This is a genomic window from Mycobacterium sp. FW102-FHT13B02 (genome assembly GCF_058790275.1).
The window spans coordinates 208,008-229,432 of record NZ_JBYTCM010000002.1; the positions used below are offsets into that span (position 1 = coordinate 208,008).

Below are 21,425 nucleotides of genomic sequence, written 5' to 3' on the forward strand. Positions count from 1 at the left end.
AGCGGGTGGATGGCTGTGACGTAGATCCTACGTTCATGCCGACAGACGCTGGGATCACGACCAACACCGAGCAGTACCGAGAGGCACGGGACCGTCTCGTGGCATCGATCGGTGACTACGCGCCCGCCGTCGATTCGTTCAGTTGGCCGCGGCTCACCGGCACCTTCAACTGGGCCACCGACTGGTTCGACGTCATCGCCCGCAGCCCGGAACGGGCCGAGCAGGCGGCGCTGTGGATCACCGAAGAAGGCGGCGACGAGCGGCAGTACACCTTCGCGGAAATGGCCGACCGATCCGACCAGGTGGCGACGTGGCTGCAGACGCTGGGCGTCGGCAAGGGTGACCGCGTCATCGTCATGCTGGGCAACCAGGTGGAGCTCTGGGAGTCGATGCTGGCGGTGGCCAAGCTCGGCGCGGTGGTGATGCCGACGACCGAAGCGCTGGGCCCGGCGGACCTGGCCGACCGGATCACCCGCGGCGGGGCAGGCTTCGTGGTGACGGGTGCTGCGGACGCGAACAAGTTCTCGTCCGTCGACGGGCAGTACACCGGAGTCGTTGTCGGTGATTCGGCGCCGGGCTGGCACCGCTACGCCGATGCGTACCAAGTGGTTTCGGCGGGTCCGTTCACCGCCGTCACCGAGGTCGACGATCCGCTGCTGGTCTACTTCACCTCGGGCACCACCAGCAAGCCCAAACTCGTTGAGCATTCGCAGGTTTCGTATCCCGTCGGGCACTTGACCACGATGGCCTGGATCGGGGTGACGCCCGGCGACGTGCACCTGGCCATCAGCTCGCCGGGTTGGGCCAAACATGCCTGGAGTTGTGTGTTCGCGCCGTGGATCGCCGAGGCGACCATCTTCGTCTACAACTACAGCCGCTTCGACGCCGCCGCGCTGATGGGCCAATTGCGCCGCGCCGGTGTCAACACCTTCTGCGCGCCGCCAACCGTGTGGCGGATGCTGATCCAAGCCGACCTCGGCGCCAAACCCGAAGGGCTGCGCGAGATTCTCGGTGCCGGTGAACCACTGAACCCCGATGTCATCGCGAAGGTGCGGGACGCCTGGGGGCTGACCATCCGAGACGGCTTCGGCCAGACCGAGACCACCCTGCTGGTGGGCAACGCCCCGGGCCGGCCGGTCAAGGCCGGTTCGATGGGTAGGCCGATGCCGGGTGTGCCGGTGGTGCTGGTGGATCCGGTGACCGGCGAGCAGGCCGACGAGGGCGAGCTCTGCCTGGAGCTGAGCGCGCAGCCGCTGAACCTCATGACCGGTTATCTCGGTGATCCGCAACGGAATGCGGCCGTCATGGCGGGCGGTTACTACCACACCGGCGACGTGGCCTCCCGGGACGGCGACGGCTACATCACCTACATCGGCCGCACCGACGACGTGTTCAAGTCGTCGGACTACAAGGTGTCGCCGTTCGAGCTGGAGAGCGTGCTCATCGAGCATCCCGCGGTGGTGGAAGCCGCGGTGGTGCCGCAGCCCGACGAAACCAGGCTCTCCGTGCCGAAGGCCTACGTCTGCCTGGCTGCGGGCTGGAGTTCTGACGAGGAGACCGCAAGGTCCATCATGGAATTCGCCCGTGACCACCTGGCGCCGTACCTCAAGGTCCGCCGGGTGGAATTCGGCGATCTCCCCAAGACCATTTCGGGCAAGATCCGGCGCGTCGACCTGCGTAGGCGCGAAGATCAGGCGCATGCGGCCGGCACCCCGATCGCGTCGGAATACCGTTACGAGGATTTGTTGAAGTCATGCTGAGCTACGACGCGGGGCCCACCGGCACTCCCATCCTGGAAGAGACCATCGGAGCCAATTTCGAGCGCACCGCCGCGGCCCATCCGGACACCCTGGCGCTGGTCGACCGCGCGCAAGGACTGCGGTACACGTACGCCGAGTTGAACGCCGAAGTCGATTTGGTCGCCCGTGGATTGATGGCCCGTGGCATCGAGAAAGGTGACCGGGTCGGCATCTGGTCACCGAACTGTGCGCAGTGGATCGTGACGCAGCTGGCGACGGCCAAGATCGGCGCCATCCTGGTCAACGTCAACCCTGCCTATCGGGTACATGAACTGGCTTATGCGCTCAATCAGTCCGGGATGCGGATGCTGATCTCGGCCACTTCGTTCAAGACGTCCCACTACTCGGCGATGATCGAGGAAGTCCGTCCGCAGGTACCCGGCCTGCGCGACGTGGTCTTCCTCGACAGCGCGGATTGGGATCAGCTGCGCGCCGCGAGCGCGGCCATCGGTGCCGGTGATTTCGCCGCCCGGCAGGCCACGTTGTCCAACGCCGATCCGATCAACATCCAATACACCTCGGGCACAACCGGATTCCCGAAAGGTGCGACGCTGTCGCATCGCAACATCCTGAACAACGGCTACTTCACCACCGAGGGCATCAAGCTGATGCCGGGCGAGCGGTTGTGCATCCCGGTGCCGTTCTACCACTGCTTCGGCATGGTGATGGGGGTGCTCGGATGTATGAGCCATGGTGCGGCCGTGGTGATTCCGGCACCCGGCTTCGATCCCGCGGCGACGCTCGATGCCGTTGAATCCGAGCAGTGCGCGGGTGTCTACGGCGTGCCCACGATGTTCATCGCCGTACAGAACCATCCGTCGTTCGGCGACCGCGACCTGTCGAGCCTGCGCACCGGCATCATGGCCGGTTCGGTGTGCCCGGTCGAGGTGATGAAGCGCTGCGTCTCCGACATGCACATGGCCGAGGTGGCCATCGGGTACGGCATGACCGAGACCTCGCCGGTGTCCTGCCAGACCCTCATCGACGACGACCTGGACCGGCGCACGGCGACCATCGGCCGGGTGCATCCCCACCTCGAGGTGAAGATCGTCAACCCGGAGACGGGTGAGACGGTGCGGCGTGGCGAGCCGGGGGAGTTCTGCACCCGTGGCTATTCGGTGATGCTCGGCTATTGGGACAACGACGAAAAGACAAGGGAAGCCATCGATTCCGAGGGCTGGATGCACACCGGTGATCTCGCGGTGATGCGGGACGATGGCTACTGCGCCATTGTCGGCCGCATCAAGGACATGGTGATCCGCGGCGGCGAGAACGTGTACCCGCGCGAGATCGAAGAGTTCCTGTACACGCACCCGGACATCGAGGACGCCCAGGTGATCGGGGTTCCCGATGCCCGCTATGGCGAGGAGATCTGCGCCTGGCTGCGGATGCGCCCCGGCGCCGTCCCGCTGGACGCCGCGGCCATCCGGGAATTCACCGCAGACCGGCTGGCGCACTTCAAGATTCCGCGCTACGTGCACGTCGTCGACGAATTCCCGATGACGATCACCGGGAAGGTCCGCAAGGTCGACATGCGTGCCGAGAGCATCCGCATCTTCGGCTTGGACTGAGCGCGTTTCTGCGTCGAGAGTGCGGCTTGCCGAGGAGAATCGGCACGTTTTCGCGTATGCCACCCTCTCGGTGCTCCGCGGTGCCGCCGATCTCGATGACAAAGCCCAGGTGAGGGGCGTCTGCCGACCGTGAATTCTTAACACGGTCTTGACGGTTGCATCCGGCGCCGAGTTCACGTTTACGTGCTGTCATTGGTGGGTATCGGTCTGCCCATCGGCCGCCCGACATTCGGGCCGGCGGACAGATGTTGACAGGAGCGTGCCATGAACGTATTTCGCACCGACGCCGTCCGCCGGATAGTTGAGCGGGTCCGTGCCCGAGCACAACTGACCCCGGAGGAACGACACAACCTGCGCTTGTCGGCTACGCCCTTGGCCGTCATCTCGGCTTCGATCGGAGCGCACCCGTACAGCTGATCACCCTGTCATGCCCGGCGAGTCGGCCGTCATTCAACTTGACGGGCCGCCGCGGCCGGGGTTATGTTTCCCAGGTCAGCACCTCGCTAGGCGAGGCTCCTGAACGAACAAAAGCCACTGATCCGACGACGTCGAGAGACGCCCAGGGTCAGGACAGGTCTCCCCGGATTAAGGGGTTACCCAAAGTGGCTATCCGCCCAGGTGGATTACGTCGTTCAGTGCCGAAGCTCTGACGAGAGGGGTGTATGTGGCGTCGAGATGCAGTGGCCCGTTATGGCCGCTTCGGATGCCGTGTCCATCCCTTGCGTGTTGTCGAAGTCATGTGGCACAACTGTCCCTGGTGGGGACCTGACGGCGAGGAGGTGAGGACACATGAAACCTGGCGATGGTCCGAGTTCCAGTCCGGAGCGAAAACCCAACTCCGACAATTTCATTTCCATCCTCCCGCGACCTTGCCGGCTCTTCATCGGCGTGGCCGTCTGATCGACGGTGCCTGACGCAGGCTCGCGGGACTCATCCCTGCAGGAGACCTGTCATGACCGTATTTCGTAGTGCCGCAGTACATCGCGTTGTTCGTCGGGTGAGCGTTCGCGCTCGGCTGACCCCGCAGGAACGGCACAACCTCCAGATGTCGCACACGCCGCTCGCGGTGATCTCGGCGTCTCTCGGGGCGCACCCCCACTTCTGATCCGTTAGGCCGCACGGTCCGCCCACCGATTCCGGTGGGCGGACCCCTCTTGTGCTGCCATATCCCGAGAGGAATCTCGACATGGCCTTTTTCGCTCGTACCCCGCGTCCCTCCAGCGAAACCTCAGCAACGCAACGTGATTCACCGAGCACCGCAGTGCTCGACACCGCGCACGTCGGCGACATCGTCGGCGCGCTCGGCACCATCCGCACCGACGAGACCAGCGCGGGTCGCAGCCGCTGGCAGCGATTGAAGATGCTGCTGGTGGTGATGGGGCCCGGCCTCATCGTCATGGTCGGGGACAACGACGCCGGCGGCGTCGCGACCTACGCGCAGGCCGGCCAGAACTACGGCATGGCACTGATGTGGACGCTGGCGCTGCTGATTCCGGTGCTGTACGTCAACCAGGAGATGGTGGTGCGGCTCGGTGCGGTCGCCGGCGTCGGGCACGCCCGCCTGATCTTCGCGCGCTTCGGCAAGTTCTGGGGCGCGTTCAGTGTCGGTGACCTGCTCATCGTCAACGCCTTGACCATCGTCACCGAATTCGTCGGGGTGTCGATGGCGCTGAGCTACTTCGGGCTGCCCAAGTCGATCTCGGTGCCGCTCGCCGCGGTGCTGTTGTTCGCCGTGGTGGCCGGCGGTTCGTTCCGCCGTTGGGAGCGCTTCGTTTTCGCGCTGATCGCCATCAACATCGTGATCTTCCCACTGGCATTCATCGTGCACCCGTCGGCGTCGGACACTGCGCGCGGCCTGATCCCGTCGTTCCCGGGTGGCCTGAACTCGACGCTCTTGTTGCTGATCGTGGCCATCGTCGGCACCACCGTCGCGCCGTGGCAGCTGTTCTTCCAGCAGTCCAACATCGTCGACAAGCGCTTGACCCCCAAGTGGATTCGTTACGAGCGGATCGACCTGTGGATCGGCATCGTCGTGGTGATGGTGGGTGCGGTGGCGATCATGGCCGCCAGCGCGTTCGGGCTCGCCGGTAGCGGCGCGGCCGGCAATTTCACCGATGCGGGTGACGTGGCACATCAGCTCGGTCAGCACGTGTCTGACACCGCGGGCGCGCTGTTCGCGATCCTGCTGCTGGACGCGTCGCTCATCGGGGCCAATGCCGTCGGGCTCGCCACCACCTACGCACTGGGTGACACCTTGGGCAGGCGCCACTCATTGCACTGGAAGGTCAGCGAGGCACCGGCCTTCTACCTGGGTTACGCCGCTCTCTTGGGGGTGGCCGCCGCGGTGTCGTTCAGCCCGGATCACGTGCTGGGGCTGCTCACCCAGGGCGTGCAGGCGCTGGCCGGGGTGCTGCTGCCGTCGGCGACGGTGTTCCTGGTTCTGCTGTGCAACGACAAGGCAGTGCTGGGTCCGTGGGTCAACACCATGCGGCAGAACATCGTGGCCGGCGTGATCGTGTGGGCCTTGGTGCTGCTGTCCCTGGCCCTGACGGCGGCGACGTTCTTCCCGAATCTGACTGCCGCACAACTCGAGTCGGGATTCGGAATCGGGGTGGGCGTCGGCGCCCTGGGAGGCGCGGCCATCGCCGGTGCCACGTTGCGGTCGCGGCGCACGCAGCGAAAGCGGGACGCGGTGGAAGTAGCCGCCGAGCTGGGTGGTCTGGACCCCGAGCAGGTGGCGGATCTGGATGAGAAACCGGACGATCGCGCTGTCCGGAAGGCTCTGCTGAGGCAGGAGCGGGACGAGTTCCGGACTCCCGCTCTGGACACCCTGGATCGGCCAGCGTGGTCGCCGTTGCGGGTGGCCGGCATGGTCGCGCTGCGTGGCTACCTGCTGGTGGCCGTGGTGCTGGTTGGGGTCAAGGTCGCCGAGGCGATCGGCGGTTGAGCGCTGTCGAGGTGGGGTGCGGTGTCATGGTGCCGTGCCCCACCTCTGGGCGATGACTTTCCGCAGCTCAGAGTGAGTCGCGCGCGGGGCAGTGGGACGTGTCGCCGTCTTTGCAGGTGCAGAATTCCGAGTGCGCGCGCTCCGGACCCCAGGCAGCAACGTCACCTACGGCGTCACGGGCAGCGGTGACGATCGACGCGGTCCCGGCCGCCACGCTCAGCAGCAACTCGATTTGATTTGCCGACTGTAGTAGAACAACCAATTGATGCACTGTAAGCAGCCGATTTACCATGCTTACCGTCCGATGCATTGCATTGCTGTGCGTATCTGGATTTATCCCCGACGACTGTCGCACAGTAGCGACGTATGCGTCAATTCCGCAAACAGGGTGCCCCGAGAATGGCCCGTGCCAGCTGATCCGCAAGCCGGTACGCACGCCGGCATGTGCTGGCGTCAGGCCAGTAGCGGCGCCAATTGGGTCGCATAGTCCTGCAGTACCGGAATCTGCCGCTTCAGGAGCTGTTCCTGTTCGGCGCGGCCGGACATCGCCACGGCAGCGACCAGGGTCGCGGCGGCGGATCGGACGGGTACCACGACGCAGGCGCAGTCGGCCCGCAGCTCACCGATCTGCACCGCGTATCCATGCGCCCTGATCTCGGTGAGCTGTTCGGCCAGCGCCGATCTCGAGGTGACGGTGCGGTCGGTGAGCGCGGCCGGCGTGAGGCCGAGCAGCGCATCGGCGTCGTGTTTCTCGGCGAGCAACAACTTGCCGACCGCACTGGCGTGCAGGTGCCGGTTGAGCACTGATTCGTCTGCGGGCGGTGGGTATTCACCGTCGGGGTCGGCCAGGCGCACCGAGGTGTTGGTGAAGTAGAACAGGTGCACGCCGAAGCGCACCGAGAGTCGCAGCTCCGCCAGCGTCTCGCGGGCCTTGGTGCACACGGTGGGGGAGACCGCGGCGTCGATCAGCAAGCCCATGCGCGGGCCCAGTGCGAATCCCGACAGGTCTGGTAGCCGCACGATGTAGCCGTCGGCGACAAGGAGATTCAGCAGCCGGTACGTGGTGGCCGATGGCATGGAAAGGTGCTCGGCGATGTCTTTTGCGGTGACGCCGGTGCCGGCCACGGCGACGGCCTCGAGCACCTGCAGCGCGCTCTGTACCGCCTTGGGCTGGCGGCCGGACAGCGCACCGTCGGCCGGGCTCATCGGCGCACCTCCCACGGGTTGTAGTCGGCGAACACGTCACCGGCGACGGTCTCGTCGAACACCCCGACGCGGTCGGCCAGATCGGTAACCGTCCGGCGGCGCACCAGGAATGCCGCCAGACCGAACGCCAACAGGACGGAGTAGACCGCAGTGGCGATCCACGCCGGTGACGCCACCGATAGCGCAGCCCAGATGATGATCGCGACCATGGTGGCGGCAGTGGCCAGCCCGACGATCATCGGGACGGTGGTGAGCTCGCCGATCCGACGGAGGAAGGCCGGAGTGGCAAGGCACACCAGCAGATACGCCACGATGTAGCCGTGCGCGGATACCGCGAGCAGGCCGATGAGAACGTCGCGGCTGGACTCCGCGGCAAAGAGGTAGCCGACCGGCACGGCCACGATCAGCGGCATCGCGATGCTGAGTGCGACGTGCGGGGTGCGGTACCGCCGATGGGCGCGACCCATGGCGTCCGGCAGCAGGCCCTCACGTCCCATCGCGAACAGGGTGCGGGACAACGCCGTGCTGGAGCCGATCACGCAGGCGATCCACGACGCGGTGATGCCGAACTCCATCGCGATGGACAGCGCGCCGGCCAAGGTGTCGGCGGAGTCGGGTAGGGACAGCACGATGGGCGTCGACCCGGTCCGGGTGCGGATGGTGCCGGTGGTCTGCAGGACGGCGGCAAAGGTGTAGAGCGCCCCGAGGGCCAGCGGCGTCCAGCGGATGGCCCGGGTCACGGTGACGAACGGGCGCTGCGCCTCCCGGGCCACGGTGCTCGCGCTCTCGAACCCCACATATGAGGTGATGGCGAGCAGGAGGGCGAAGCCCAGTGCCGAATGTGGGGCATCTGCAATCGTTTTCGAGGGTGCCGCGGCGCCCGTGACCGCGCCGCCGAAGGCGATCATCAGTACCATGCCGGCCACCACGATCGCGAACAATTCGACGGCCAGTGAGATGCGCGCCGACAGCCTGATGCCCCGGACCATGAGGATCAGCGCGCCGCCGCCGACCAGGACGGTCAGGCCGGCGATGACGGGTTTACCGCCGGGCACCCCGACCCGGCCTAGCAGGGCGGCGATGTAGCTGGCCGCGCCGAGGGCGCTGGCCATCGCCGCGGCGGCGTAGCCGATCACCAGTGACCACCCGGCCGCAACACCGGGCACAGCGCCCAAGCCCTTGACGGTGTAGCTGTACAGCCCGCTCACGGCCACCATCCGGGTGGAGAACTGCGTGATGCAGTACCCGACCGCGGTCATCATGAGGGCCGTCAGGATGAACACCGCGATCGTGGTGCGGCCGGCGGCCGGCAGGACCAGTGCCGGGAGGGTGACCATCACCGCCGACGGGGCCACCGCCGAGACCGACTGCCCCAGAACCTGAGTGAACGTCAGCTGTGCGCGCTGAAGCCCGGCGACCGGCGAGCGGCTGCGGATGGTTCGGGTGGGGCCCATTCGTCGGAAGGTAGCCGATCGCCACCGACCCCGGCAGCGTTGTCGGGTAAACATCGAAAATCTTCAAATGAGAATCGGAGCGGACGGCAGCCGCCAGACATAGCCCGCCGATGCCTGGTGATCGACACGAGCTGCGATTATCGGGAGGCCAGAATGAGAACGGCAAAGCCATTTCAAATGAGAATCCGAATTCGCCGAATACCCATTCGGAATTAGTGGTGACGCGCACCACATCGAGGCGTAAGTATGACGTCCATGGCAGCCACGCTCAGTGTCGATCTGGACCCGCGGACCACTGATTTCATTTCCCGTCCGCAGCAGATGTACGTCGACGGTCAGCGGGCCGAGTCGGTCTCCGGCCGGCGGTTCGACACCGTCGACCCGGCCACCGAGGGGCGCCATTGCCGAATACGCCCAGACAAAAGCCATCAACATCGCGCTGTGAGTTTCGCCGTCAAATGAGAATTCACCGCTCCAGGAATTCTCATTTGAACTCACTGAAGCCTTACCGTGCCGCAACCAATTCACATTCAATTCCAGCGAAGGTGTTGCCATGACAACTGACGCAGTTCTCGATGCCGGTCGAAGCGCCGGTGCTCAACCCAACCGATTGACGGGCCGTCTCGGCCCGGTGGCAATCGTGTTCATGGTCGTGGCCGCCGCTGCGCCACTGACCGTCGTTGCCGGCACTTTTCCCATCGGCATCTCCGCCGGCAACGGGGCGGCGTATCCAGCGTCGTACGTCGTCTGCACCGCGGTGCTGCTGCTGTTCGCGGTCGGCTTCACCGCGATGGCCCGGCACATCACCGGAGCCGGCGCCTTCTATACCTACATCGCGGCCGGCTTCGGCCGGCATGCGGGACTCGGCGCCGCGTTCCTGGCCCTCCTGTCGTACACCGCGGTGCAGGTCGGTGTGTACGGCTACATCGGCGCGTCCATCAACGAGCTCATCACCGCACACGGTGGGCCGTCGATGCCCTGGTACCTCTATGCCCTGGTGATGATGGCGGTCACCGGCGTCCTGGGCTACCGGCACATCGAGCTGTCGGGCAAGGTCCTGGGCGTCCTGCTGGTCTGCGAAGTCGGCATCGTGCTGGTGATCAACGCCGCAGTCATCGGACATGATGGTGCACAGGGGCTTTCGGCGGCAGTGCTGCACTCGGACAACTTCTTCTCCGGTGCCCCGGGGATCGCACTGATCTTCGCGCTGGCCGGATACATCGGCTTCGAGGCCACGGCGGTGTTCCGTGATGAGGCACGTGATCCGGCGCGCACCATCCCGCGTGCGACGTACGCCGCACTGCTGCTCATCGGAGGCTTCTACGCGCTCAGCAGCTGGGCACTGGTCAGCGCCTGGGGTGATGCGGGCGCGGTCGACGAGGCGACGAAGAATCCCGCGACCATGCTGACCGAGACCGCAACCCGCTACGTCGGTGCCCTGGCCGGTGACCTGGTCCAGATCTTCTTGATCACAAGTCTTTTCGCCGCACTGCTGTCGTTCCACAACGTGCTGGCCCGCTACATCTTCTCGCTGGGTAACACCCGGGCGCTCCCCGAGCGCTGCGGTCGGTCGCACCCGCGGCACGACTCCCCGCACATCGCCTCGTTCGCACAGACCCTCTCGGCGCTGGTGCTCGTCGGAGCGTCGGTGGTGGCTGGACTGGACCCGGTGACGCAGGTGTTCACCTGGTTCGTCGGCGCGGCATCGGTGGGCATCGTGGTGCTGATGACCCTGACTTCGGCAGCCGTCATCGTCTTCTTCCGCCGCACGCGCCTCGATACCCGGCCATGGCACACCGTCATCGCGCCGAGCCTTGGCCTTGTCGGCCTGGCCGTCCTGTCGGTGATGACCGCGGTCAACCTGCCGCTGCTGGTCGGTGGCTCCAGCACCATGGCCGCGATCCTCGGCGTCCTGCTGGTCGGCGCCTTCGTCGGCGGCATCGCGGTCGCAGTGGCGCGGCCCCATGCCGGGAATCAACAGAACGAAAACCCTGATATCGCAAAGGAGATCGCACGATGACTGCCACTATTGAGCCCCAGGTGACGACAGTTCCCGACCATCCGCTCACCCCACTGAGTGCCGACGAAATCCGCGCGGTCCGCCGCATCGTCGACGCCCACGGGCTGCTCGGCGACAGCGTCCGCTTCGTGTTCGTCGCGTTGGAGGAGCCGCACAAGAACGATGTGCTGGCCTTCCGCCCCGGCGACGACATGGACCGCCGCGCCCGGGTGCTGCTGCTGGACCGGGCCACGGGGCAGGGCTCCGATCTGGTGGTGTCGGTGACCGAGGGCCGCGTGATCAGCGAGGTGACGATCGACAGCACGCGCGACGGTCACGTACCGATCCTGGACCAGGAATTCGAGGACATCGAAGCGTTCCTCCTCGAGTGCCCCGAGTGGATCGAGGCGATGACCAAGCGCAAGCTGAATCCGACTGACGTGCGGGCGGTTCCGCTGTCAGCCGGCGTATTCGGACACGAAGACGAGGTGGGCCGGCGCATCGTCCGGGTGCTGGCGTTCTACCAATACGACGCGGCCGACCTGCCCTGGGCGCACCCGATCGACGGCGTGGTCGCCTACGTCGACCTCACGGGCCGCAAGGTTGTCAAGGTGATCGATGAGGTCGAGCTGCCGCTGCCCACCGAGCGTGGCGAGTGGGACGCCGCACCGCATGCCGTTCCCGCCCGCACCGATCTCAAGCCCATCGAGATCACGCAGCCCGAAGGCGCGAGCTTCACCGTTGCGGGCAACCAGATCACGTGGGCCGACTGGTCTTTCCGCTTCGGCTTCGATGTCCGCGAGGGTCTGACCCTGCACCAGTTGTCGATCGACGGGCGGCCGGTCGTGTACCGGGCGTCCATCGCCGAGATGGTGGTGCCCTACGCCGATCCGTCCCCGGTGCGGTACTGGCAGAACTACTTCGATCAGGGCGAGTACCTGTTCGGCCGCTACACCAATGCCCTCGAACTGGGCTGCGACTGCCTCGGCGAGATCAAGTACTTCGACGTCACCATCGCCGACGAGAACGGCGAGCCCAAGCTGATGAAGAACGCAATCTGCCTGCACGAGGAGGACTTCGGCGTGCTGTGGAAGCACACCGACATGTTCAACGGCATGGCCGAGGTGCGCCGGTCGCGTCGTCTGGTGATCTCCTTCTTCCTCACCATCGGCAACTACGACTACGGCTTCTACTGGTACCTCTACCTCGACGGCACCATCGAGCTGGAGGCCAAGGCCACCGGCATCGTGTTCGCTTCGGCTTACCGTGGGCCGGAAGGCTTTTCCACCGAGATGGCCCCGGGCCTGGGCGCGCCGTTCCACCAGCACATGTTCTCGGCGCGGCTGGACATGGCGGTCGACGGGCTGACCAACACCGTCGAGGAGGTGGACGCGGTCGGCGTTCCGATGGGCCCGGACAACCCGTGGGGCAACGCATTCCGCCCGCAGAAGACAAAGCTGACCCACGAGCTCGAAGCCATGCGCACCGCCGACAACCTCAAGGCCCGGGTGTGGCACATCACCAACCCGACCAAGCAGAACCGGTTGGGCCAGAACGTCGGCTACGCGCTGCACCCCGAGGGACAGCCCACGCTGTTGGCCGACCCGTCGAGCTCCATCGCCAAGCGGGCGGCCTTCGCCACCAAACACCTGTGGGTGACGAAATACGATCCGGCCGAACGCTATCCGGCCGGCCAGTTCGTCAACCAGCATCCGGGTGATGGCGGCCTGCCGTCCTTCGTCGCGCAGGACCGCAACATCGAGGGTGAGGACATCGTGGTCTGGCACACCTTCGGGTTGACGCACTTCCCGCGGCCCGAGGACTGGCCGGTGATGCCGGTGGACTACGCCGGATTCAAGCTCAAGCCGGTCGGCTTCTTCGATCGCAACCCGGCGCTGAATGTGCCGCCGTCGCCGAAGAAGTCGCACTGCTGCAACGGCTGAGCGGAAATGAGCTGCCGGGCCTGGTCACCCCCGAAGATCAGGCCCGGCTTTCCGCTGTCGGGACCGGCTCAGCGGTTGGCCAGCCCGGACAGTCGCCACGCCAGCTGGTGCTGCACGGCGGGGAGGCGGCCGATGAGCCCGATCGCCAGATTCCGGGCGGGGAGCAGTGGTCCCGGCAGCGTGGCCAGCCGGGTCAGCCGGTCGGTGAGGGCGATGACTTGTTGCGCCAAGGGGCGCCGGGCTGCGCTGTAGGCGTCGAGCGCCGCGTCGCGTCCGGTCGCCAAAACCGTTGCCAGGGAATCGCTCAACGCAAGGGCGTCCTGGATGCCCAGATTCATGCCCTGGCCGCCGGCCGGGCTGTGGACATGGGCGGCGTCGCCCGCGAGCAGTACCCGACCGGCGCGGTAGCTGTCGGCGACGCGGTGGTGCACCCGGAACCGGGATCCCCATTCGACGTCGGTCACCGTCACCCGGCCCGGCCCGAAGGCGCGGGTGTCGAGCAGTTCCTGGACGAAAGCGGCGGACGGCTCTTCGGGCGCCGCGTCGACGGGCGCGACGATGCGGTAGGTGCCGCCGGGCAGTGGAGCGACGACCGTCATACCGCTGGCCGCCCAGAACAGGATCACCTCGCTCGCTGTGACATCGCCGGTGAGGCGGACGTCGGCGAGGGCGAAGGACTGCCCGTACTGTCCGCCACTGAACCCGATTCCCGACTGCTCCCGGACGACGCTGTGCATGCCGTCGGCGCCGACGAGGTACCGCGCCCGGATCGTCTCGCCGTCATCGAAGTGTGCCGTGGCGCCCTCGCCGTCCTGGGTGACACGGGCCAGGGTCTTGGGCCGCACGACCTTGCCGCCGAGTTCGGCCAGACGGTCCAGCAGCACCCGCTCGGTGGTGCATTGCGGCACCATCAAGCTGTAGGGGTACCGGGTCGGCAGTGTGCTGAAATCGACCGGGATCAGCGTCTTGTGGCCGTCACGGATGGTGAAACGCGGGGCGCGGATACCCAGCTCAACCAGGCGTTCAGCCACGCCCAGTTCCTCGAGTACCTCGAGTGTGCGGGCGTTGACCACTGCGGCGCGCGAGGTGTTGGCCCCGGCTGCCAGGCGGTCGACCACGAGGGCTTCGACATCGCGGGCCTGTAGGGCGGCGGCGAGGGCGAGTCCGGTGGGGCCGGCTCCGACGATCAGCACATCGGTGTCAGTCATCTGTGTCTCCTTCCGCGTATGCCAACAGTTGTTGGCATAACCATGGTTGCGCGTTTCGGCATCGAAGTCAACAAGTGTTGGCATACAGTTGTTGGCATGCGTAGATCGTCAGAGGAGACCAAGGCCGTGATCCTGGCGGCGGCCCGGGAGAGGTTCGCGACGACCGGCTACCAGGGGGCGACCATCAGGGCCATTGCCGCGGACGCGCACATCGATCCGTCGATGGTGATGCGCTACTTCGGCAACAAGGACCAATTGTTCGCCGCCGCAGCCGAATTCGATCTGCGGTTCCCGGACCTGTCGGATGTCCCCAGGGCGGACCTGGGTGCCGCGTTGGTGGCGCACTTCCTGGACCGCTGGACGCAGGACGACGGCCTCATCGTGCTGCTGCGCTCATCGACCACGAATGCCGAAGCGGCGGGGCGGATGCAGAGCATCTTCGCCGACCAGCTGCGGCCCGCCATCGCCCGGCTCAAACCCGCCGACCCCGCGCGATGTGCCGGCTTGATTGCCACGCAGATACTCGGCATGGCGATGTGCCGGTTCGTTCTGAAGTTGCCGCCGATCGTCGCGATGAGCGACGGCGACCTCATCCACTGGCTCGCGCCGACGCTGCAGCGCTACCTCGACGAGGCCTGATCAGGCCTCGATCTCACCCGCCACGCGACGTTCGATCGCCGCCCGCGTCACCGCTGGTAGCGCGATGAGTCCGTCGAGTTCCCGGCGGGCCTTGCTGTACGCGTTGTGCCGCTCGCTCGGGGTGGCCGCCGGATCGGACGCGACCCGCAGCAGGTGCTCGGCCCGGGCCAACCGCTCCTGGTCCTCTGCGGAAAAATCGCTGCGCCGCCGGCGGACCGCCTCGGCCTCGGCGACGTCGAATGCCGACGCGTATTCATGGACGGCGTCTCGGTATTCGATCTGGGCGTCGCGATCGCCGGCCAGGTCGTCGGGAGTCGACGGGCGGAGTAGGTCGGCGCGGCTCTTGGCCTTGTGGAAGGCAACGGTGAGCGGGTCCCGCAGGTTCGTCATCGCCGGAAAGTCGAGCAGCTTGGCGACGTCCAACTCGTAACTCAGCCACCGGCCGTCGGTGTCGTCGTGCTGGGCCAGCACCCTGCTGATGGCGCGCCGTTCGGTGGCGGCGTCGACGCGGCCCCGTCCCGCCGCTTCGGCGACGGCGATCTTGGTCTGCTGCTTGATGCGGTAGCGCTCGAGCCGGCGTTCGGCGCGCCGATCGTTCGCCACCGCAATGGCCCGAACAGCACCGCCGATCACCCCGCTCAGCGGAAAGATCAGCCACCAGAAGTGCATCGCCATTTGCACCCTGTCCAGCATGCCATCGCGCCGGCTCAGCTGTCGGGTACACCGATCCGCCGGTAGCGCTGCAGCCGCACCCCGAGCCGCTGGGCGGCGGGCACGGTGTGCAGTGCGTGCAGCTCGGCGGCGATGGTGGCCGCCAGCCGTTCGGTGAATCCGACCGGATTGTCGGCGGCGTCGGGATTCTCGGGCACGATCACGTCGACGATGCCGGCCTTCAACAGGTCCGCAGACCGAACTCCTTGGGCGGCAGCAAGTTCGGGGGCGTGGTCGACGTCGCGGTAGACGATGGCGCTGGCGCCTTCCGGCGGCAGCGGAGCCAGCCAGCCGTGCTGCGCGGCGAGCACCCGGTCGGCCGGAACCATCGCCAGCGCCGGGCCGCCGCTGCCCTGACCCAGGAGCACCGACACCGTCGGGGTGTCGAGCGTGACGAGTTCGGCGAGGCACAGCGCGATTTGACCGGCGAGACCGTCCTCCTCGGCCTGGCGTGACAGCGCGGGCCCCGCGGTGTCGATCACCAGCACCAGCGGCAGCTGCAACCCCGCTGCCAGCGCCATGCCGCGGCGCGCCTCCCGCAGCGCGCGCGGCCCGACGAGGCCGCCGATCACCCGGCGCTGCCCGACCACCACCGCGGGTTGCCCGCCGAACCGGGCCAGCGCGAGCAGCGTCGTCCCCGATTCGCCGCGCCCGGTTCCGGACAGCAGCACCCGGTCGGTCGCGCCGTGCGTCAGCAGGTAGTCCACGCCCGGCCGGTCCGCCCGCCGCGACGCCTCCACGGACTCCCATGCCGTCGTCTCCGTGATTTGTGCACGATCTGGGTCGCTGGCCGTAACCTTTCGTGCACAAATCCCCGGTTCGGGCGGGTCGGCGACGACCGTCAGGACCTGATCGATGACGCCACGCAGCTTGTCCAGCGGCACCACGCTGTCGATCACCCCGTGGGAGAACAGGTGCTCGGCCGTCTGCACGTCGTCGGGAAACGGCTCGCCGTAGAGCTGTTCGTAGACGCGCGGCCCGAGGAAGCCGATCAGGGCACCTGGTTCGGCGGCCGTGAGATGGCCCAGCGATCCCCAGGAGGCGAAGACCCCGCCGGTTGTGGGGTGCCGCAGGTACACGAGGTAGGGCAGGTGCGCTTTCTTGTGCAGCTCGACGGCCGCCGCGATCTTCACCATCTGCAGAAATGCGACGGTGCCCTCCTGCATGCGGGTGCCGCCTGACGACGGCGAGGCGATCAGCGGCAATCCGAGCGCGGTCGCGCGCTGCACCGACGCCGTGATCCGCTCCGCGGCGGCTACCCCGATCGACCCGGCCAGGAAGTCGAATTCGCAGGCCAGCACAGCCACGCGTCGGCCGGACACGGTGCCCTCGCCGGTCAGGACCGACTCGTCCAGCCCCGTGCGCAGCGTCGCGTCGGCCAGCTCGGCGCGGTAGGTATCGCTCACCGCGACGTCCAGCGGCGGTCCGTCCCAGCTGTGGAACGATCCGTCGTCGAGGATGGCGTCGAAGAATTGACGTGCTCCGGTCCGGCTCACCCGGTCAGGCTAATCGGCTCCCTGCCCGCCCCGGTCCACACTTCGTTGTTTCGCACCCGGCGCCTGGCCTCGCCGAGTGATCGTCGTACCGCTTAGGCTGGCCGAATGATCGGAGTGACCCGGGACGGCAATGTCCTGACCCTGGAAATGCAGCGACCCGAGCGACGCAACGCGCTCAACGGCGCACTCGTCGACGGCCTGCGTGAAGAGATCGAGAAGGCCTCACCGGCCGATACCCGCGCGATCGTGTTGACCGGGCAGGGCACCGTGTTCAGCGCGGGCGCCGACCTCTCCGATGCCGAGGGCGTGGCCAAGGAACTGCCGGACAAGGCACTGGCCCTGAACCTGGCCATCGATGCCAGTCCGATCCCGATCATCGCGGCGCTCAACGGCCCGGCGATCGGCGCCGGCGTCATCCTGGCAATGATCTGCGACCTGCGGGTCGCGGCCCCGGGCACGTACTTCCAGTTCCCCATCGCCAAGTACGGTCTGGCGTTGGACAACTGGAGCATTCGCCGGCTGACGTCGCTGGTCGGCCACGGCCGGGCCCGTGGCATGTTGATCGCCGCCGAACGGCTCGACTTCGACACCGCGCTGCTGACCGGCATGATCAACCGCGCCGGCACCCTGGCCGACGCCCAGGCCTGGGCTGCCGAGATCGCCGGGCACGCCCCGCTGTCGGTCGCGCACTCCAAGCGCGTGCTCAACGACGACGGTGCCTACGACACCGTCCGCGGCGAACACACCCGCATGTTCAACAAGGCCTGGGCCAGCCCCGACGTGATCGAAGCCCAGGTGGCCCGGTTCGAGAAGCGGGCGCCGAGGTTCCAGGGCGCCTGATGCTGCGACGGGCACTGCGGCTGATGTGGGGAACGGCGGCGCTGGCAGCCGGTGGCTGGGTGATGCGGGCACTCAATGGCGCGCCCGCCGCACTCGGTGCCGGACCCGTGGACATCAACGCAGTGGCTGCCGAGTCGCCCAACTATCGCGACGGGGTGTTCGTCAACCTCGAGCCGCCGTCGGGCACGGAGCTGAGCCGCGAACAGCAGGCCGGGCTGGTTCGTGACCTGCTGACCAGCAGCGCGCTCCAGCGCCCGCCCATGCCCATCCCTCTGGTGGTACCCGATCCCGGGCTCCCGGCCGGGGACCTGGCGGTCACCTGGTTCGGCCACTCCTCGGCGCTGATCGAGATCGACGGTTACCGCGTGCTGGCCGATCCGGTGTGGAGCCGCCGGTGCTCCCCGTCTCGGACGGTCGGTCCGCAGCGGCTCCACGAGGTGCCCGCGCCGCTGGAGGCGCTCCCGGCGGTCGACGCGGTGATCATCAGCCACGATCACTACGACCACCTCGACATCGACACCATCACGCAGCTGGCCGGCATGCAGCGCGCCAAGTTCTTCGTGCCGCTCGGTATCGGCGCGCACCTGCGCTGGTGGGGCATCCCGGCCGAGCGCATCATCGAACTCGACTGGAACCAGAGCGCGAACCTCGGCGAGCTGACTCTGGTGTGCACGCCGGCCCGGCACTTCTCCGGACGCTTCCTCACCCGCAACACCACTCTGTGGGCGTCCTGGGCGTTGATCGGCCCGCAGCACCGGGCGTTCTTCGGCGGCGACACCGGCTACACCAAGAGCTTCGGCGACATCGGCGCCGATTACGGCCCGTTCGACCTGACCCTGATGCCCATCGGCGCGTACCACCCGGGCTGGCCGGACATCCACATGAATCCGGAGTTCGCGGTGCGGGCCCATCGCGATGTGACCGACAGCGGCCTGCTGGTGCCGATCCACTGGGCGACGTTCCGGCTGGCGCCGCACCCGTGGTCCGAGCCAGTCGAGCGGATGATCATCGCGGCGCGCGACGAGTCGGTGGACGTCGCGGTGCCCGTGCCGGGGCAACGAGTGGAACCGGCGCGGCTGCCGGGGCTGGATGAGTGGTGGCGCCCGTAACCAGCGATTTGTGCACGATACGGGTCGCTGACCGTACCTTTTCGTGCACAAATCCCGACTTTGTGGGGGATGAAGGGTGACTGTCGAGGATCCGGAACGCACCGCGGCGGCCACAGGCCTGTCGGATGACGAAGTAGCGCAACGCGTTGCGGCCGGCCAGACCAACGACGTCCCGACGCGGGCGGCCCGCAGTGTCTCGGAGATCGTCCGCGCCAACGTCTTCACGCGCATCAACGCGATCCTCGGGACGCTGTTCCTGATCGTGCTGGCGACGGGCTCGGTGATCAACGGACTGTTCGGGCTGCTGATCGTCGCCAACAGCGCCATCGGCATCATCCAGGAACTGCGGGCCAAGCAGACCCTGGACCGGTTGGCCATCGTTGGGCAGGCAAAACCGTTGGTGCGCAGGCAGTCCGGCACGCAGGAACGGTCTCCGGCAGAGGTGGTGCTGGACGACGTCATCGAGCTCGGCGCGGGCGATCAGATCGTGGTCGACGGAATTGTCTTGGCAGGCGCCAACCTCGAAGTCGACGAGTCGCTGCTCACCGGTGAGGCCGACGCCATCGACAAGAACCCCGGCGACACCGTCATGTCGGGCAGCTTCGTGGTGGCCGGCAGCGGTTCCTACCGCGCCACCAGGGTCGGCCGCGAGGCCTACGCTGCCCAATTGGCCGCCGAGGCAAGCAAATTCACCCTGGTCAAGTCTGAGCTGCGCAGCGGCATCAACACCATCTTGCGGTTCATCACCTACCTGCTCTGGCCGGCCGGCGCGTTGATCATCTACACCCAGCTGTTCACCGTCACCGGCGTGGGCTGGAAAGAGTCGGTGTTGCGCACCGTCGGCGCACTGGTGCCCATGGTGCCCGAAGGCCTGGTGCTGATGACGTCGCTGGCGTTCGCTGTCGGCGTGGTTCGACTGGGCCGGCGCCAATGCCTGGTGCAGGAACTGCCGGCCATCGAGGGTCTGGCCCGGGTCGACGTGGTGTGCGCCGACAAGACCGGGACGCTGACCGAAAACGGGATGCGGGTCAGCGATCTCAGCACATTCACCTCGGACGACGCAGCGGCGGTGCTGGCGCAGATGGCGGCCGACGACGTCCGGCCCAACGCCAGCATGGCCGCCATCGCCGAGGCCTACAAGCTGCCGCCGGGCTGGACCCAGACCGCGAACGCACCGTTCAAATCGGCGACCAAGTGGAGCGGGGTGTCCTACGGCGAGCATGGCAACTGGGTGCTCGGCGCGCCCGACGTCTTGCTCGCCGCTGGTTCACCCGAAGCCGAGCAAGCCGAACAGATTGGCGCACAAGGCCTGCGGGTGCTGCTGCTGGGTTCCTCGGACCGCTCCGTGGACGCTCCCGACGCGCCCGGTGAGGTAACGCCCGCGGCGCTGGTGACCCTGGAGCAGCGCGTCCGCCCCGATGCCGGCGAGACGCTGGAGTACTTTGCGCATCAACATGTCTCGGTCAAGGTGATCTCCGGCGACAACGCGGTGTCGGTGGGCGCGGTAGCCGGGTCGCTCGGCCTGCACGGCGAGACGCTCGATGCCCGGCATCTGCCGGACGACCCGGAGCAGCTGGCCGAAACCGTCAGCGAGTACACCACTTTCGGCCGTGTCCGGCCGGACCAGAAGCGCGCCATGGTGCATGCGCTGCAGTCGCGCGGCCACACCGTCGCGATGACGGGCGACGGCGTCAACGACGTCCTGGCGCTCAAGGACGCCGACATCGGTGTCGCGATGGGCTCGGGCAGTTCGGCGACCCGCGCCGTCGCGCAGATTGTGCTGCTGGACAACAAGTTCGCGACCCTGCCCTATGTGGTGGGGGAGGGGCGCCGGGTCATCGGCAACATCGAGCGGGTCTCGAACCTGTTCCTGACCAAGACGGTCTACTCGGTGTTGCTGGCCGTGCTCGTCGGGCTGGCGGGCTTGTCGGCCAGGTTCTTCGGCACCGAGCCCGTGCTGTATCCGTTCCAGCCCATCCACGTCACCATCGCGGCCTGGTTCACCATCGGCATTCCGGCGTTCGTCCTGTCGCTGGCGCCGAACAATGAAAGGGCACACCACGGTTTCGTGCGCCGGGTGATGACGGCCGCGCTGCCGTCGGGCCTGGTGGTCGGTGCCGCGACGTTCACCTCGTACCTGCTGGCCTACCACGGGAAATACGCCGACGAGGTTCAGCAGAACCAGGCGTCCACCGCCGCCCTGATCACGCTGCTGGTGTCCGCGGTGTGGGTGCTGGCGGTGGTGGCCCGGCCGTACCAGTGGTGGCGCGTGGCCCTGGTCGCCGCGTCGGCGTTGGCGTACGTGGTGATTCTTTCGATTCCCTGGGCGCAGCAACAGTTCATGCTCGATCCGTCGAACCTGGCGCTGACCTCGGCGGCCGTCGGAATCGGCCTGGTCGGCGCCGGTGCGATCGAGGTGTTGTGGTGGCTGCAGGGCCGCTGGCTGGGCGAACCGCGCCGGTTGTGGCGAACCGACGAGGCATGAACAATAAGGACGTTCACC

At 67.1% G+C, this 21,425-nt stretch carries 16 protein-coding genes and 1 riboswitch; of the genes, 11 read left to right on the forward strand and 5 right to left on the reverse strand.

Annotation, left to right across the window (positions count from 1 at the left end; all coding sequences use genetic code 11):
• Positions 1 to 35: 35 nt before the first annotated feature.
• The 4 genes from AC3WTE_RS03910 (at position 36) to AC3WTE_RS03925 (ending at position 6,317) form a co-directional block, all read left to right on the forward strand.
• On the forward strand, positions 36 to 1,760 hold the full coding sequence (locus AC3WTE_RS03910) for an AMP-binding protein (protein ID WP_492435804.1): 1,725 nt from the start codon (positions 36 to 38) through the stop codon (positions 1,758 to 1,760).
• Positions 1,754 to 3,370, forward strand: coding sequence for an AMP-binding protein (locus tag AC3WTE_RS03915; RefSeq protein WP_492435806.1), 1,617 nt, complete (start codon positions 1,754 to 1,756; stop codon positions 3,368 to 3,370). Before AC3WTE_RS03910 ends, AC3WTE_RS03915 begins: the two co-directional genes overlap by 7 nt.
• Before the next feature lie 264 nt (positions 3,371 to 3,634).
• On the forward strand, positions 3,635 to 3,787 hold the full coding sequence (locus AC3WTE_RS03920; RefSeq protein WP_492435808.1) for a hypothetical protein: 153 nt from the start codon (positions 3,635 to 3,637) through the stop codon (positions 3,785 to 3,787).
• A 75-nt stretch (positions 3,788 to 3,862) separates the two neighbouring features.
• Positions 3,863 to 4,035, forward strand: a riboswitch (M-box (ykoK) riboswitch).
• A 521-nt stretch (positions 4,036 to 4,556) separates the two neighbouring features.
• Positions 4,557 to 6,317, forward strand: a complete 1,761-nt coding sequence (locus AC3WTE_RS03925) for an NRAMP family divalent metal transporter (protein WP_492435810.1) — start codon at positions 4,557 to 4,559, stop codon at positions 6,315 to 6,317.
• A 453-nt stretch (positions 6,318 to 6,770) separates the two neighbouring features.
• On the opposite strand, the gene AC3WTE_RS03930 is transcribed toward AC3WTE_RS03925, so the two are convergent.
• Both AC3WTE_RS03930 and AC3WTE_RS03935 read right to left on the reverse strand, forming a co-directional pair.
• Positions 6,771 to 7,523, reverse strand: coding sequence for an IclR family transcriptional regulator (locus tag AC3WTE_RS03930; protein WP_492435811.1), 753 nt, complete (start codon positions 7,521 to 7,523; stop codon positions 6,771 to 6,773).
• On the reverse strand, positions 7,520 to 8,977 hold the full coding sequence (locus AC3WTE_RS03935; protein ID WP_492435813.1) for an APC family permease: 1,458 nt from the start codon (positions 8,975 to 8,977) through the stop codon (positions 7,520 to 7,522). Before AC3WTE_RS03935 ends, AC3WTE_RS03930 begins: the two co-directional genes overlap by 4 nt.
• Positions 8,978 to 9,223: 246 nt before the next feature.
• Here AC3WTE_RS03935 and AC3WTE_RS03940 point away from each other — a divergent pair, with 246 nt between their 5' ends.
• The 3 genes from AC3WTE_RS03940 (at position 9,224) to AC3WTE_RS03950 (ending at position 12,919) form a co-directional block, all read left to right on the forward strand.
• Positions 9,224 to 9,439, forward strand: coding sequence for a hypothetical protein (locus AC3WTE_RS03940; RefSeq protein WP_492435814.1), 216 nt, complete (start codon positions 9,224 to 9,226; stop codon positions 9,437 to 9,439).
• A gap of 91 nt (positions 9,440 to 9,530) precedes the next feature.
• Entirely contained in the window at positions 9,531 to 10,997 is a 1,467-nt protein-coding gene (locus AC3WTE_RS03945) for an APC family permease (protein WP_492435816.1), read from the forward strand.
• Positions 10,994 to 12,919, forward strand: a complete 1,926-nt coding sequence (locus tag AC3WTE_RS03950) for a primary-amine oxidase (RefSeq protein ID WP_492435818.1) — start codon at positions 10,994 to 10,996, stop codon at positions 12,917 to 12,919. The genes AC3WTE_RS03945 and AC3WTE_RS03950 overlap by 4 nt, the downstream gene beginning before the upstream one ends.
• 68 nt (positions 12,920 to 12,987) lie before the next feature.
• Here the strand turns inward: AC3WTE_RS03950 and AC3WTE_RS03955 are convergent, their stop codons facing one another.
• Complete coding sequence (locus AC3WTE_RS03955) at positions 12,988 to 14,127, reverse strand: FAD-dependent monooxygenase (protein ID WP_492435820.1); 1,140 nt, start codon at positions 14,125 to 14,127, stop codon at positions 12,988 to 12,990.
• 96 nt (positions 14,128 to 14,223) lie between these two features.
• Between AC3WTE_RS03955 and AC3WTE_RS03960 the strand changes: the two genes are divergently transcribed.
• Positions 14,224 to 14,766 carry a TetR/AcrR family transcriptional regulator gene (locus AC3WTE_RS03960; RefSeq protein WP_492435822.1) on the forward strand — a complete coding sequence of 181 codons (543 nt, stop codon included), beginning with the start codon at positions 14,224 to 14,226 and terminating at the stop codon, positions 14,764 to 14,766.
• Here the strand turns inward: AC3WTE_RS03960 and AC3WTE_RS03965 are convergent, their stop codons facing one another.
• Both AC3WTE_RS03965 and AC3WTE_RS03970 read right to left on the reverse strand, forming a co-directional pair.
• Entirely contained in the window at positions 14,767 to 15,441 is a 675-nt protein-coding gene (locus tag AC3WTE_RS03965; RefSeq protein ID WP_492435824.1) for a hypothetical protein, read from the reverse strand.
• A 32-nt stretch (positions 15,442 to 15,473) separates the two neighbouring features.
• Complete coding sequence (locus AC3WTE_RS03970; RefSeq protein ID WP_492435826.1) at positions 15,474 to 16,973, reverse strand: carboxyl transferase domain-containing protein; 1,500 nt, start codon at positions 16,971 to 16,973, stop codon at positions 15,474 to 15,476.
• A gap of 105 nt (positions 16,974 to 17,078) precedes the next feature.
• Here AC3WTE_RS03970 and AC3WTE_RS03975 point away from each other — a divergent pair, with 105 nt between their 5' ends.
• From AC3WTE_RS03975 to AC3WTE_RS03985, 3 genes are all read left to right on the forward strand, one after another.
• Positions 17,079 to 17,813 (forward strand): enoyl-CoA hydratase, encoded by a 735-nt coding sequence (locus AC3WTE_RS03975; protein WP_492435828.1) that lies wholly within the window; start codon positions 17,079 to 17,081, stop codon positions 17,811 to 17,813.
• On the forward strand, positions 17,813 to 18,922 hold the full coding sequence (locus tag AC3WTE_RS03980) for an MBL fold metallo-hydrolase (RefSeq protein WP_492435830.1): 1,110 nt from the start codon (positions 17,813 to 17,815) through the stop codon (positions 18,920 to 18,922). Before AC3WTE_RS03975 ends, AC3WTE_RS03980 begins: the two co-directional genes overlap by 1 nt.
• A 76-nt stretch (positions 18,923 to 18,998) precedes the next feature.
• A complete protein-coding gene (locus tag AC3WTE_RS03985; RefSeq protein WP_492435832.1) occupies positions 18,999 to 21,407 on the forward strand; it encodes an HAD-IC family P-type ATPase in 2,409 nt (802 codons plus the stop codon).
• Positions 21,408 to 21,425 lie beyond the last annotated feature (18 nt).